At 73.5% G+C, this 14,787-nt stretch carries 9 protein-coding genes and 1 pseudogene; 3 read left to right on the forward strand and 7 right to left on the reverse strand.

Translation table 11 applies throughout. The features are described from left to right. Positions 1-81: 81 nt before the first annotated feature. Entirely contained in the window at positions 82-891 is an 810-nt protein-coding gene (locus JQN84_RS15210; protein ID WP_204959051.1) for an SDR family oxidoreductase, read from the reverse strand. A gap of 1 nt (position 892) precedes the next feature. Then, positions 893-1,912 carry an LLM class F420-dependent oxidoreductase gene (locus JQN84_RS15215; protein WP_204959052.1) on the reverse strand — a complete coding sequence of 340 codons (1,020 nt, stop codon included), beginning with the start codon at positions 1,910-1,912 and terminating at the stop codon, positions 893-895. 133 nt (positions 1,913-2,045) lie between these two features. Here JQN84_RS15215 and JQN84_RS15220 point away from each other — a divergent pair, with 133 nt between their 5' ends. Further along, positions 2,046-3,260 carry a low temperature requirement protein A gene (locus JQN84_RS15220; RefSeq protein ID WP_204959053.1) on the forward strand — a complete coding sequence of 405 codons (1,215 nt, stop codon included), beginning with the start codon at positions 2,046-2,048 and terminating at the stop codon, positions 3,258-3,260. A gap of 156 nt (positions 3,261-3,416) precedes the next feature. On the opposite strand, the pseudogene JQN84_RS15225 reads toward JQN84_RS15220, so the two are convergent. Further along, positions 3,417-4,149: pseudogene (locus JQN84_RS15225) on the reverse strand (maleylpyruvate isomerase N-terminal domain-containing protein). After that, positions 4,137-5,024 (reverse strand): phosphatase PAP2 family protein, encoded by an 888-nt coding sequence (locus tag JQN84_RS15230; RefSeq protein WP_204959054.1) that lies wholly within the window; start codon positions 5,022-5,024, stop codon positions 4,137-4,139. Before JQN84_RS15230 ends, JQN84_RS15225 begins: the two are co-directional and overlap by 13 nt. A 323-nt stretch (positions 5,025-5,347) precedes the next feature. Between JQN84_RS15230 and JQN84_RS15235 the strand changes: the two genes are divergently transcribed. Then, positions 5,348-5,971, forward strand: coding sequence for a DUF3159 domain-containing protein (locus JQN84_RS15235; RefSeq protein WP_204959603.1), 624 nt, complete (start codon positions 5,348-5,350; stop codon positions 5,969-5,971). Between the two features lie 427 nt (positions 5,972-6,398). On the opposite strand, the gene JQN84_RS15240 is transcribed toward JQN84_RS15235, so the two are convergent. After that, on the reverse strand, positions 6,399-9,305 hold the full coding sequence (locus JQN84_RS15240) for a glycoside hydrolase family 48 protein (RefSeq protein ID WP_204959055.1): 2,907 nt from the start codon (positions 9,303-9,305) through the stop codon (positions 6,399-6,401). Positions 9,306-10,196: 891 nt separating this feature from the next. On the opposite strand from JQN84_RS15240, the gene JQN84_RS15245 reads away from it, so the two are divergent. Next, entirely contained in the window at positions 10,197-11,693 is a 1,497-nt protein-coding gene (locus JQN84_RS15245) for a GH1 family beta-glucosidase (protein WP_239485503.1), read from the forward strand. A gap of 76 nt (positions 11,694-11,769) precedes the next feature. Here JQN84_RS15245 and JQN84_RS15250 read toward each other — a convergent pair whose 3' ends face one another. Both JQN84_RS15250 and JQN84_RS15255 read right to left on the reverse strand, forming a co-directional pair. Beyond that, complete coding sequence (locus tag JQN84_RS15250) at positions 11,770-12,189, reverse strand: roadblock/LC7 domain-containing protein (RefSeq protein WP_255553967.1); 420 nt, start codon at positions 12,187-12,189, stop codon at positions 11,770-11,772. Beyond that, a complete protein-coding gene (locus JQN84_RS15255) occupies positions 12,189-14,762 on the reverse strand; it encodes a sensor histidine kinase (RefSeq protein ID WP_281895967.1) in 2,574 nt (857 codons plus the stop codon). Before JQN84_RS15255 ends, JQN84_RS15250 begins: the two co-directional genes overlap by 1 nt. Positions 14,763-14,787: the final 25 nt, after the last annotated feature.

Here is a 14,787-nt window from a genome sequence, read left to right on the forward strand (position 1 = left end):
ACCCCGACCGTGGGCCGGACCCCGACGGCGCGGAACCGGACCACCGTGGCTGCGGACCGGACCGTGGTGGGCCGGGGCCGGCTACGCCGGTGGCGGGTCGGCGGCGCGCAACCGGCGGACCAGTTTGCGCAGGCCGGCCTGCCAGCCGTCCGGGTCCTGCGCGCGGCGCAGCGCGTACCCGGCGACCTCCGGGTGGGGCAGGATGAGGAAACGCTCCTCGGCCAGTCCGGCGACCGCCGCGTCGGCGACCTGGTCGGGGGTGAGCACCGGGCCGGAGGCGGCGATCACCCGGGCGGCCAGGTGGCCGGTGGCCAGCCCGTCGGCGAGCATCGGGGTGTCCACCCCCTGCGGGCACAGCGCGCTGACCCGGATGCCCTGGTCCCGGTAGGTGACCGCCAGCCACTCGGCCAGTCCGACCGCCGCGTGCTTGGTGGCGGTGTACGGGGCGTCGCCGACGGCGGTCAGCACCCCGGCCGCCGAGCAGGTGTGCATCAGGTGGCCGCCGCCCCGGGCCAGCATGCCGGGCAGCACGGCGCGGGCGGCGTACACGTGGGCGAGGACGTTGACCCGCCAGGCCCGGTCCCAGTCGGCGTCGGGGGCCTCGATGCCGACGCCGGTGGCCACGCCCGCGTTGGCGCAGAACAGGTCGATCCGGCCGTACCGTCGCTCGGTGTCGGCGACCAGGTCGCGGACCTGGCCCTCGTCGGCGGCGTCGACGGCGACGCCCCGGGCGACCGGGCCGACCGTCGCGGCGACGGCGGCGGTCGCGCGGGCGTCGAGATCGGCCAGGACGACGGCGGCGGCGCCCTCGGCGGCGAAGCGGCGGGCCAGCGCCGCGCCGATGCCCCCCGCTCCCCCGGTGATCACCACGACCCGGTCGGTCAGGTTCATCTCAGCTCCGCCCCGCCGGCCGCCCGGCGTCCACCGCCGACGGCGGGCCCAGCCGGCTGATCAGCCCACCCAGCGCGGCGGCCCCACCGGCGGTCACCTCCGGGGTGGGCAGCAGGGCCAGCACCGGCACGTCCACGCCCGCGTCGGCGTAGCGGCGGACCTGGTCGCGGCAGTGCTCGGGCGAGCCGTGCAGGATCAGCGCGTCGACCACCTCGTCGGGCACGGCCGCGGCGGCGGCCCGCCGGTCACCTGCCGCCCAGGCCGCCCAGACCGGGCCGAGCACGTCCTCACGCCCCAGCCAGCGGTGGAACTCCGCGTACGCGGGGACGGTGAGGTAGCTGGTGATCAGCCGCCGGCCGAGGGTACGGGCGTAGCCGGCGTCCTCGGTGGGGCACACGAAGATCCGGGCGACCACCTCGAAGCCGGGCCCGTGCCCGGTCAGCTCGGCCAGGGCCTGTGCGACGTCGTCGGCGGCCAGCCAGTTGAGGATCACCCCGTCGGCCTCGGCGGCGGCCAGTCGCAGCATCCCCGGGCGCAGGGCGGCCAGCAGCACCGGCGGTGGGCTGGCCGGCGGACGTTCCAGGGTGAACCGGCGCACCCGGAACGTGTCGAACGCCCCGTCGACCGTCTCGCCCCGCAGCGCCGGCCGCAGGAACCGCAGCAGGTCGCGGGTACGCCGGAACGGTTCGGTGTACGGCACCCCGTTCCAGTCCCCCACCACCACCGGTGAGGACGCTCCGATGCCGAGGGCGAACCGGCCCGGGGCGGCCTCGGCCAGCGCCGCCGCGCTCATCGCCAGCAGGCCCGGCCCCCGGGTGAAGGCGGGGGTGATCGCGGTACCCAGCCGCAGCCCGGGTTGCCAGGCGGCGGCCAGCGCCAGCGGGGTGAACGCGTCGGTGCCGTTGACCTCCGACGACCACAGGTCGGTGAAACCGGCCTCCGCGAGGGCCGCGTAGCCGGCGGCGTGCTCGGCGAGCGGGACACCGGTCAGCGGCACGGTGAAGCCCCATCGGTTCGTCATCCGGTCGATCGTGCCCGCTCGCCCCGGCCGGAACAAGGCCGGAGCCGGGCGGATTCGGCGATACCCGCCGCCGCAGCCGCCCGGGATGTTACGAACCCCTGGTGGGCCGGGCCGACGGCGACTGCCGACGAGCATGACGGGCGGCGACGGTGCCGCCCCGCTGCGGCGTACCGGCCCGGCCCAGCGGGCCACGTTCCTGGAACTCTTCTTCGACCTGGTGTACGTCTTCGCGCTCACCCGGATCTCGTTCCGCGCCTTCGAGGACCTGGCCCTGGAGCCCGGCGGCACCACCGGCTGGTCCCCGGTCACCGGGGGCGTCAAGACGCTGCTGCTACTGCTCGCGCTCTGGGCGGTCTGGCAGGGCACCGCGTGGACGACCAGCCGGTACGACCCGCACCACGGCTGGCTCCAGTTCGTGGTGATCACCGCCCTGGTCGGCAGCATGGTGATGGGGGTGGCGATCCCCCGCGCGTTCACCTCCACCGGCCTGGCGTTCGCGGTGGCGTACGTGGTGACGCAGGTGTCCCGCCCGGGTCTGCTGCTGCTGGCCCTCGGCAGCCACGAGTACCGGCGGCTCAAGCTGCGCATGCTGATCACCTTCGGTGCGACCGGGGTGCTCTGGCTGACCGGCGCGTTCCTGTCGCCCACCCCGCGGGGGCTGCTCTGGGCGCTGGCGCTGGTCGTGGAGTACCTGGCCGCCCGGTTCGGCTGGCCGGTGCCGGGGCTGGGCCGGTCGAGGGCGAGCCGCTGGGACGTCGCCGGGGAGCACCTGGCCGAGCGGTACCAGCAGTTCTTCCTGGTCGCGTTGGGCGAGACGATCCTGGTGGGCGGGCTGGCGTACAGCACGGGCCCGTTCGATCCGGCCCGGACCAGCGCGTTCGCGGTGGCGCTGGTGACCACGGTGCTGCTGTGGCGGATCTACGTGCAGCGGGCCGGGCAGGTGCTCGCCGAGGCGGTGGTGCGGTCCCGGCACCCGTCGGACACCGGCCGCTCGGCGGCGGACACCCACCTGGCGATGGTGGTGGGGCTGGTCGGTACGGCGATCGGGTACGAGCTGACCATCGAGCACCCGCTCACCTCCCCCGAGGCGGCGTGGGTGGTGCTGGTGGTGGGCGGCCCGGTGCTCTTCCTGCTCGCCCGCGCCCGCTTCGAGTACGAGGTCTTCGGCCGGGTGTCGCCTTCACGGTGGCTCGCAGCGGTGCTGCTGGTCGTGCTCTTCCCGCTGCTGCTGCACGTGGTGCCGCTGGTCTCCGCCACGGTGGCCGCGCTGGTGCTGGGCGGGGTCGCCACGGCCGACGCCCGCCGGGCCCGGGGCCACCCCCCGGAACCAGCCACCCCACCCCTATAACCCCCGCCCTACCCACCCGCCCCCTTGATCAGCCGCCCGCCTGAGTCCGGTGATCAAGAGGTTTGCGTCAAGTCTGATCATCAAGCTGACGCGAACCTCTTGATCACCGCGCGCAAACCTCTTGATCACCGCGCGCGGCGGGGTGGGTGGCGGGGGTCAGCGCTGGGCGGTGAAGGACAGGTGGGGCCAGGGGTGCGCGGTGATGATCCGCTGCTCGGCGGGAGTGAGCGGGGCGCGGCCGGTGGTCTTGAAGACCAGGGTGAGGGGGTCCCAGCCGAGCCCGTCCGGGACCGGTCGTCCCCCGGTGACCAGGTCGGCGATCACCCGCGCGGCGGCGGGGGTGAGCCACGGCTCGCGGTGCAGCGCCACCGCCAGGTCCAGCCCCGTGCACGCCGACCTCCACCACCCGGGTCACCAGGAACTCGTGCACCGTCATCGGGTCACCGTGGCGGGTGCGGACGACCCGGTCGGCGGACTGCGCCCGCACCGCCGCGTCGGTGGCCCGCCAGGCGGCGGTGAAGGCCGCCGCGGCAGCCACCGCTTCCGTGGACCCGGTCGGGGCGGCGGGACCGCGGGCCGCCCGCCGGGCGCTGGCGATCCGGTCGGCGTCGACCTGCGGGGTGAACTTCGCCGGGCCGAAGTAGCCGGCGGCGTCCACCTCGGCGCGCGGCGGCGCGGGCGCGGCGAGCATGTCGACCAGGCGTCCGGCACCCGTGCGGACGTGGGCGACGAGATCCCGGACCGCCCAGGGCGGGCACGGGGTGGGCCGGTCCAGGTCCGCGTCGGTCAGCGTGGACAGGACCACCCCCAGCCGGGCGCACTCGGCCCGGAACGCCGTAGCGGCCACGGGCACCAGGTGCCGACCCCGGCCTCCGGTCAGCCCTTCCAGCGGGGTACCAGGCGGTGCACGGACAGCAGCACCAGCGCCGCCACCACCCCCATGGTGCCGGCGATCCCGGCGGCGCTGCCGGCGTACCCGATGAACAGGGTGCGGCGGGTCAGCTCGTCCACCGGCACCTGCTGCTGGTCGAGCAGGCCGGACAGGGCCAACCCGCAGCCGAGGACGGCGAGCAGGCCACCGATGCCGAGCACGCTGGCGGCCACCTTGTGGGCGTCGTCGGGGGCGACCTGCGCCTGCTCGTGCTGGAACACCAGCAGCAGCAGGCCGGCCAGCGCCGCCCATACCCCGACGACCAGGAAGGCGGCGACCGCGTCGCTGGGCCGGTGCCAGCCGGCGGAGAGGGTGGCCACCCCGGCCACGGCGGCGTACGCGGTGCCGAGGAACGCCCCGAGGACGCGCACCTTGGCCGGCAGCACCAGGATCAGCGCCAGCGCCACCGAGGCGGCGATGGTGGTGTGTCCACTGGGCAGGCTGTTGCCGACCGCGTCGCGTTGCGGGTCGATGCCGAGCGCGGGCCGGTCGATGACGTACTTGAGCACCTGGGTGGTGACGTTCGCGCCGGCGATCAGCAGGGTGGCCGAGATGGCGAGCGCCTTGCGGCCCCGGATCAGGGCGATGAAGAAGATCACCACCATGGCCGCCAGCAGGGACACCACCGACATGGCGTTGAGGATCCGGTTGACCAGACCGTCGATGCGGTCCTGGCCGATCCGGTTGCCGGTCAACGCGACGGTGTCGAGCCACTGCCCGGTCCCGGTGTGCACGGCGAACCGCCACACCAGCAGAAAGGCCGCCGTCTGGGCCAATGCCAGCACGACCAACCAGACCGCGGTCCAACCCCTTGCCGTCGCACGCACCCGCACACCGTAGCGGCACGCGCGGCACGTCGCGCGTGGGCCCACCGGGGCGGTCCGGATACCTTGACACGGGACCACGGGAGGTGACGGTGACCGGCACACCACAACACGGACGATCGACCCGGCAGCCGCCGGACGGGGCCCCGCCGACACCGCACGGGCCGGCCCCGCAGCCACCGGCCGGACAACCTGCCCACGCCGTGCCACCGGCGGACAGGCGGCCGACCGGAGCCCTGCCACCGGCCGGTACGCAGCCGCCGGCCGACGCGCAGCCGGCGGCCGACGCGCAGCCGGCGGCCGACGCGCAGCCGGCGGGGCCGCCGGATCAGGTGGAGTCGCTGGCCGGTCTGCTCGGCGGGCGCAGTGGCGCGATCGACGCGACCCTGCCGCCGGTGGCGTTCACCGCCGGCTGGCTGGCGACCGGACGGTCGGTCGTCGGCGGGGTGGCGGTGGCGGTGCTGGCCGGCACGGCGGTGGCGCTGTGGCGGTGGCGGCGCGGAGACCGGCCCCGGGCGGTGCTGATCGGGCTGCTGGCCGTGTGCCTGGCCGCCGTGGTGGCGCTGCGGACCGGCCGGGCGGCCGACTTCTTCGCGGTGCAGGTCTTCTCGAACCTCGCCAGCGCGTTGGTCTGGGTGGTGAGCATCGTGGTACGCCGGCCGCTGCTCGGTGTGGTCGTCGGGGCGGCGCTCCGCCAGCGGGGCCGGTGGCGGCGCGACCCGGCGCTGCTGCGGGCGTACGGGCGGGGCAGTTGGGTGTGGGCGGCCACCTACGTGCTACGGGTGGCGGTGTTCCTGCCGCTGTGGCTGGGCGGACAGGTGCTCGCGTTGACGGTGGCCCGGGTCGCGTTGACCTGGCCGCTGGTGGCGGCGGCGCTGACGGTGAGCTGGGTGGTCATCCGCCGGTCGCTACCGACCGGCCATCCGGGGCTGCGGCACCCGGTGGAACCCGGGTGAGCCGCGCCGGCCCGCCGCCGACGCGCGGCGCGGGCGCGGCGACGCAGGCGTCAGGCGTCAGGCGCGAGGCGGGGACGGGGACGGGGACGGGGACGGGGACGGGGACGGGGGGCCGACGGGGCGGGGGCCGGGGCACACACGTAAAAGGAGAGGCCGCCACGGGGGGAGCGGCCTCTCCGATCAACACGGTACTCCGTCACAGGGCGTCGCGTTATCCCACGCGCGCTCTTTTTTCGCCGCTTTCCCGCCACGGCGGGGAAGCGGGATGGTGGGGTGGGCCGGCCGCTCCGCTGCGTCGGCCGGACGGTCGACCCACCCCCGGCCTGACCGTGGGAATCAGGCCGCCCACCGACCGGGCTGTCCGCTCCCCCGGGCCCGGTCGGCCTCCGGGTGGGTGGCGCCGCGCCACCCACCCGGTGGGGTCAACTCACCCGTTCGGGAAGAGCATCCCGTAGTCCGCGTACGCCATGGCGATGTCGGACTGGGCCCAGAACCGGTGGTAGTTGAAGGTCGGCTCGGGGCCGCCCTTGAGGTACGCGTCGACCTTCGGCCAGTCCGGGTCGTTCTTGTAGAACGACCGGATGTCCAGGAAGCTCTTGCCGGCGGCGATGGTGTCACCGTTGGGCATCTTCCCGGTCCAGCCCGGCGGCACGTAGAGGCCCTGGCCGTCGGCGGCGTTGTAGACGTCGTCGAACCGCTTGTAGTCACCGCGGGTCTCGGTCGTCGACACACCCTTGCTGTCGCTGGCCGCCGAGAGCGCGTCCAGCAGACCCTTGCCGGTGGTCTTGGCCTGCGTGTTGCCGGACTTGGCCGCGTAGGCGATCAGGGTACGGGCGAGGGAGCCGGTGACGCCGACGTCCTGGCCCGTGGAGCTGACCTCCACGTGCAGACCGGTGTTGGACGCCGGGCTGCTCGGGTTCCAGTTGGCGGGCTGACCCGTCCACTTGAGCTCGGACGGGACCGACCAGTTGGTGCCCAGCGTGGTGTTGGCGATCGCCCACGGCACCCACTTGTCGAGCAGCGCCTTGGCCTTGGTGTTGCCGGTCTCCAGGTACAGCTCGGCGATGCGCTGCATCGACCAGACCTGCATGCCGAACCACTGGTTCGACGGCGGGTCGTTGTAGACCGGGTCGACGTCGTAGTACATGCCGTAGAAGGTGGCGGTGCCCGCCGGCGGCTGGGCGTAGCTACCGTCCCAGCTGTTGGTGGCGCCACCGGCGATGCCGCCCTCGGCGGACTGGAGCCAGGTGTAGAACTCCAGCTGCCGGTCGAGGCTCTTCTGCCAGTCGCCGACCGCGGTCGGGGACTTCGGCTTGAGCTCGTTCACGTTGGTCATCGCCCAGGCCGCGAACGGGTTCTGGTAACCGAAGTGGCTGTGGCTGGAGCCGATCCGCCAGGACCAGCCCGCGCTGGCGTCGTACGCGCCACCCCAGGCGTAGTACCAGGACAGCAGATAGTGCGCCGAGTCCTTGCCGGTGCCGGCGGGGCAGGTGCTGGCCCCGACGCAGTTGCCGATCTTCTTGAAGTACTTGTCGTACATCGCGTACCGCAGGTAGTCGCCCATCTTGGCGGCCTTGGCCACGGTGGCGGCGACGTCGGCCTGCTTGCCCTGCGCCTTGGCCCAGGTCAGCGCCCAGTACGCGGCCTGCACGGCGCGGGCGTCGGCGTCCGGGGCGTTGGTGTACTTCCACTGCTTGGCCGGGGCGCCCGAGTCCTTGACGAACAGGTCGAGGTAGCCGTACTGGCCGCCGTGCTTGAAGGTGTCGCAGGACGGCTGCGGGATGGTCTCCCACACCGACTCCTGGGTGCCGCGCTGGAAGGTGTTGATGTACGCCGGCTTGGTGGTGCCGTCACCGCAGCGGCCGAAGCCGTAGGTGTTGTCGACGTCCATCAGCCAGTGCATGCCGTAGATGTCGCCGGTGCCGTAGGTGGACTGCAGCTCCGAGCGCAGCGGGTCCTGGCCGACCGGGACGCTGGCGTTCAGCGCCGACGGGTACTGGCTGGGCAGGTTGTACTCGGCGGCGTACTGCGGGGTGCCGGCGACGCCCGCGGTGGGCTGGTCGGCGTGCGACGGGATGATGTACTTCTCCATCACCGTCCAGGCGTTGTTGAACGGCGCCCAGTTCTGGGTCACCCGGCCGTAGTAGGCCTCCAGCCACAGCCAGTAGCTGAACGCCTCGGAGGTGGTCTCGTGGCCGTGGTCGGGGGCCTCGACGATCAGCGTCTCGATCGAGTGGTACGGCACGCCCTCGGGGCTGAAGTAGCCCGAGTTCTTGATCTTGCCGTACTGGTCGAGGAACTTCGCCACGTAGGCGTTGTCGCCACCGGGGGTGTCGTTGTCGATCTCGGTGGCGGTGACCACCACCGAGGAGACCCCGGTGCCGGCCGCGGTGATGGTGGCGGTGCCACCGGCGGTGTCGGTGTCCTCCGCCGCGGCGACCGTGACGGTGACCCCGGTGCTCCAGTTGCTCGGGGTCAGCGTGACGCTGGCCGGCGAGACCGTGATGTCGGTGTCACCGGCACGGGTGAGGGTCACCGGCACGTTGCCCGAGGGCGCGGCGCTGAGCTTGAGGTTGAAGGTGCTGCTGCCACCCTCGTTGACGCTCACCGCGGAGGGCGTGGCGACCAGCGCCGGGCCGGTGGCGGGGCTGACGGTGAACGACTTCTCCGACACGCCGATGCCGTTGGCGTTGTCGTACGCCTTGGCCTGGACCGTGTAGCTGCCGGCCGGCAGCGAGGTCAGCGTGTACGCGTACGGCGCGGAGGTGTCGGTGTTGACCAGCATGCCGTTGCGGTAGAACTCGACCTTGCTGATCGTCCCGTCCGGGTCGCTGGCGGTGGCGGTCAGCGGCACGTCGGCCGGCGCGGTGAACGGGCCGGTGGGCACGCCGAGGGAGACCGTCGGTGGCTGGTTGGCCGGGGTGCCGTTGCACGGGGTGCCGTTGAGGGTGAACGACGTCGGCTTCGGGTTGCTGCCCGAGTAGGAGCCGTTGAACCCGATGGTGGTGGAGCCCCCGGTCCCGATGTTGCCGTTGTAGGACTCGTTGGTGGCGGTGACCTCGCTGCCGCTCTGGCTCCACTTCGCCGACCAGCCCTGGGTGACCCGCTGGCTGCTGTTCGGGAAGGTCCACTTGAGCGACCAGCTGCTGAGCGCGTCACCCAGGTTCTTGATGGTGACGTTCGCGGTGAAGCCGCTGCCCCAGTCGTTGGTGGCGTAGACCACGTCGCAGGCCGGCGCGGCCTGGGCCGCGCTGGCCGGCAGGCCCACCCCGCCGATGGCGAGTGCGGTGGCGGCGAGCATCGCCGTACGGCGACGTCTTGCCATGAGTCTCATGTGCGCGGTGTCTCCTCGGACCGGGCCGGGGCTGCGGGCCCCGGCGGAGGCACCTCCACGCGCTGATACAGGGGTGCGCGGGGGGACGGAGGTGCCGGAATGGTGGTCGGTCCGGCCGGTGGGCCGGGGCAGGGACGGGGTACGGCCACTCAAGCCGTCGTGCCGTTCCTTCGGGTGCCGTCCGGGAGACCCGGATGCCCTCGGCGACCCACTCACTCGCGCGTGTCTGGCTCCGCTGCGTTGATTCGACAGTGTGCCATGGAAGCGCTCCCACAACAACTACCTCTGTCGAAACGCAGGTCGATGTTTCGATCTCGTTTAGGGGCTTTCACAAAGCCGTGACGGGCGTTACAGTCGCAGCATCGCCGATGGGAGCGCTTCCATCGACGGAGATGCAACAAGTGAAGGTCACAACCGTGGTCGCCCGACCACGGGGTTCAGCCCGAACGGCTGACGACGGGCCAGCCCGGACACCGTCGCCAGCCAACACCCACCATCACGGAGGGAGGTGGAACCAGAGCCACTCGCGTGGCCCGGCTCCCGCGCGACACGCACGGCCGGACGCCAATTCGAGCGTGCGTGTGTGCAACACAGGTGGGGACGGGGGTTGCCCTCCCCCGTCCCCACACTAAACCCCCGTACTCGACGGGAAAAGAGGCCGACGGGTCAGGCGTGCGCGCCGCCCGGCCGGCCTCGATCGCTATCTGCCCCTCGGCAGATCGGCCGACCGTCCCTGACGACGCCCGTCACACTCGCCATTCCCCATCCCGGCCGCCCACGCGCGGCCCTCTAGGCTGGCGGTCCGCCTCCCGAGGCGGCCGGGCCGTCGCACGCCCGCGCTGGGAGCGCTCCCGGCCGTCGGGGTGGCCCGCACCCTGAGGAGAAACATCCATGTCGATACTCACCCGGCGACGCCTGCTGCGCCGCGCCGCGCTCTCCGCCACCGCCACCGCCGGCGCCGGGCTCTCCGCCGCCGCCGCTGGCGCCGGACTGACCGCGGCCACCGGCGTCCTCGCCGCCGGCTGCGACGCGCCGAAGGGTGGCGATCCGACCGCCGACCCCGCCGCGGAGCGGGTGCGTTTCCCGCACGACTTCGGCTGGGGCGCCGCCACCTCGGCGTACCAGATCGAAGGCGCCGCCAAGGAGGACGGCCGGGGCGAATCGGTCTGGGACACCTTCAGCCACACCCCCGGGCGCACCCGCAACGGCGACACCGGCGACGTGGCCGCCGACCACTACCACCGCTGGGCCGACGACCTGGACCTGATGCGCGACCTCGGGCTGCGCAGCTACCGGTTCTCCATCTCCTGGCCCCGCATCCAGGCCGACGGCACCGGCAAGCCCAACCAGCGCGGGCTCGACTTCTACAAGCGGATCATCGGCGGCCTGCACGAACGCGGCATCGCTCCGATGGTCACCCTGTTCCACTGGGACCTGCCGCAGGCGTTGCAGGACGACGGCGGCTGGGAGAACCGGGACACCGCCCACCGGTTCGCCGACTACGCCGACACGGTCTTCCGGGGCATCGGCGACCAGGTGCCGGTGTGGTTGACCATCAACGAACCGAAGACCGTGGTGCAGAACGGCTACCTCTGGGGCCACCACGCCCCCGGCCGGCAGGACACCGACGCCGCCTACCTGGTCGCCCACCACCTCCAGCTCGCCCACGGCCTCGCCGTGCGCGCGCTGCGCGCCACCGGCTACGACACCCGGATCGGCCCGGCACTCAACCTGCACCCGTGCTACCCCGCCGACGACAGCCCGGCCGCCGCCGCCGCCGCGAAGCTGCACGACGGGTACGAGAACCGGCTCTACCTGGACTCCATCCTCACCGGCGCCTACCCGGCCGACGTGCTGGCCGACCTCGGCCCGGACAGCCGGATGGCCAAGGGCATCCGCGACGGCGACCTGGCGACCATCGCCAGCCCGATCGACCTGCTCGCCGTGCAGTACTACACCCCGCTCTACCTGACCGGCAACGGCAACACCGTCACCCGCTGGCCCACCAGCGAGGCGGACTGGCAGCAGATCTACCCGCAGGGCATGTACGACACCCTGACCCGGGTCACCCGCGACTACGGGCCGATCCCGATCACCGTCACCGAGAACGGCCTGCCCTGCCCGGACACCCTCGGCCCGGACGGCACCGTCGACGACGCCGGCCGGATCGCCTTCCTGCGCGACCACCTCACCGCCGCCCACCGGGCGATCGCCGACGGTGTGCCGCTGGAGAGCTACCACGTCTGGTCGCTGCTCGACAACTTCGAGTGGGCCGAGGGCTACGACCAGCGCTGGGGACTGGTCTACGTGGACTACCCGACCCAGCGGCGGATCCCGAAGCGCAGTGCCCACTGGTACCGCCAGGTCATCCGGGACAACGGCCTGTAGGCCGGCACAGGGACCGGAACACCACCGGCACGGCCGGACCGCGTGGGGGCGGTCCGGCCCGGCAGCCGACCGACCGTCAGCGGGGCAGCGCCTGCTGGAGTTCCGCGCGCAACGCCGGGGTCAGCATCTCGCCGGCCTGCTTGGCCAGCCGGGCCATCTCGTAGCCCACCACCCCGATGTCCGCGTCCGCGCCGGCCAGGGTGGCCAGGATCGAGCCGTCCCGGATCTGCATCACCAGGAAGTAGCCCCGGCCCATCTCGACCACCGTCTGCTTGACGACGTCCCCGTCGAACATCCGGGCGGCGCCCGCTGTGATGCTCATCAACCCCGACGTCACGGCGGCCAGCTTGTCCGCGTGGTCGCGGGGCAACTGCGCCGAGATCGCCACCAGCAGCCCGTCCGAGGAGACCACCACCGCGTGCGCCACCCCGGGCACCCGCTCGGCGAACGCGTTGACCAACCAGTTCAGGTCACGCGCCTCCTGGCTCAGTGTCATCACTGTCGTCCTCCTTCACTGCGCACACCCGGCGGCAGGATCAATTCGGTGGTCTCCTCGGCCTCGGCCCGGCGCACCCCGCTGTAGAGCCGGGACAGCATCCCGCCCACCGCCTCCGGGTCCGGGTCCTCGCGGACCCGGGCGGCCGGCGGCCGGGCCGGCTCGGTCACCGAGGTCAGCTGGGCCATCGGCACCCGCACCGGCAGCCCGCGGTCGTTGGTGCCGCCGGTGACCGGGACCAGCGGCGGCGGGGTGCTCCCGCCCAGCGTGGCCGGCGACGACGGGGCGGGACCCTGCCGGGACCACCAGCCGCCGTCGGCCGCAGGCACCGGTGTCCGCACCTGCTCGGCGCGGGCGGGCAACTCCGGCGGCGATGACGGGACCGGGCGACGGCCGGCCACCGGCAGCTCCGCCGGGTCCACCGCGCCGGGACCGGGCCACACGGCCGGACGCGAGGACGGCCCGACCGCAACGGACGGCGGCCCCACGGGACGCGACGTCAGGCCGGCGGGGGCGACGGAGGCCGACACCCGCGACCCGGATGACCCGGTCGGCGGTGCCCCGTCGGGCTCCGGTGCCGGGGCGAGCAGGGTCGCCGGCAGGGTCAGCCGGGCCACCAGCCCCTGCCCCTGCGCGGCCAGCCGCACGCCGACGCCGTGCCGGGCGGCCAGGTGGCTGACCACGAAGTGCCCCATCCGCTCGACCGCCGCCACGTCGGCCACCGGCGGCTCCGCCAACACCGCGTTGGCCTGCGCCAACGCGGTCGGGCTCATGCCCAGACCGGCGTCGGCGATCTCCACCACAGCCCCACCGCCCTCGGCCCACGCGGTCACCCGGACCAGAGTGTCCGGCCGGGAGAAGGCGGTCGCGTTCTCCAACAGCTCCGCCACCAGGTGCACCAGCTCCCCGACGGCGTGCCCCACCAGGTACAGGTCGGCCACCGACTCGTGCCGGACCCGCTGGTACTGCTCGATCTCGGCGCTGGCCGCGAGCAGCACCGCACCCAACCGCACCGGCCGGTTCCACCGGCGGGTCGACTCGGTGCCGGCGAGCACCAGCAGGCTCTCGTCGTTACGGCGCATCCGGGCGGCCAGGTGGTCCAGCTTGAACAGGTTCTCCAACTGGTCCGGGTCGGCCTCCTCCCGTTCCAGGTCGTCCAGCAGCTCCAGCTGCCGCTCCACCAGCACCTGGCTGCGCCGGGCCAGGTTGACGAACATCGCGTTGACCGTACGGCGGGTCTCCGCCTGCTCCACCGCGACGCTGACCGCGCTGCGGTGCACCGCCACGAACGCCTCGGCCAGCTCGCCGATCTCGTCCAGCGAGCGGACCACGGCGGGCGGCACGTCGATCGTCGGCACCCCGCCGTCGACGGTCCGCAGCCGCTTCAGGGCGTGCGGCAGCTCCACCTGGGCGATCCGCAACGCCTGGTCCCGCAGCCGCTGCATCGAGTTCGCGATCGACCGGCCGACCAGGACGGCCAGCAGCACCGCCAGGGCCAGCACCACCACGATGCCGCCCAGCACCAGCAGGGTGGTGCGCAACTGGTCGCCGCTGACCTCGTCGGCCCGGACCACCGCGTCGTCGAGCACCCGCTCCTCCAGCTGCCGCAGCAGTTCCTGCCGCTGCTCGCTGGCCGTCCACCACTGGTCCGCGGGCAGCACCGCGGGCAGGACGGTGCCCCCGGTGCTGATGCTCTTCTCCTCCAGCCGGGTGGCGTCGACGAACGCCCCGGTGCGCGAGGTCCGGTCGTACGCCTGGATCTGCGCGGTCGTCGCGGCCACCCGGAACGCGCCCAGCGCGGCGAGCTGCTGCGCCCGCAGGTCGGTGAGGTTGACCTGGTCCTCCAGGCCGTAGCGGCCGGCACGGCCGGCGGCGTACAACTGGCCCCGGATCCGCGAGGACAGCTCCTTGACCCGGGCCAGCTGCACGTAGCGCAGCACCGCGTCGGTCAACTCCGGACGCTCCGGCCCGGGGCTCGGCTCGGCGAGCAGGCCGAGCAGCGCCTCCACCGCCCGATGGTAGTTACCCAGGATGGTGTCGCTGCTCAGCACCGCAGGCGGCACCGCCGAGCGGATGTAGACCACCTGGTCGTACGCCTCCACCGCCTCGGCGTAGGCGACCTGCCAGGCGGCGTCGGCGTCGGCCAGCGGCCCGGCCGCCTCACGCAACGCCCCGAAGGCCGTATCGGTGGCGGCGTGCAGCGGCCGCAGCGCGACCAGCGCCGCATCCCGCTCGGCGGCGCTGCCCGCCCGGCGCAACGCGGCCAGCTCACCGGCCGTACGGTCGCGTTCCTGCTGGAGCCGGTCCACCGCCGTGGTGATCTGCTGTCCGATGCCGACCTGCCTGGCGAAGTCGTTGAGCGCGGTGGTCCGCCCCACCAGCGCCGCGGTCTGCACCCCGGCCAGCACCAGGAACGCCACCGACGGGATGACCAGGACGGTGGCGAGTTTGGTACGCATCCGCCAGTCCCGCAGCCGCAACGGCGAACGCCGCCGGTGCGGCACGACCCGCTCGTCGAACCGGTTCCGACCCGGCGACTCCGCGCTCGGTGTCGGGTCGGGACCTGCGTCCACGTCTCGCCTCCTCGGCTCCCGTCCC

Source organism: Micromonospora humidisoli (assembly GCF_016900955.1).
Taxonomy (GTDB): domain Bacteria; phylum Actinomycetota; class Actinomycetes; order Mycobacteriales; family Micromonosporaceae; genus Micromonospora; species Micromonospora wenchangensis.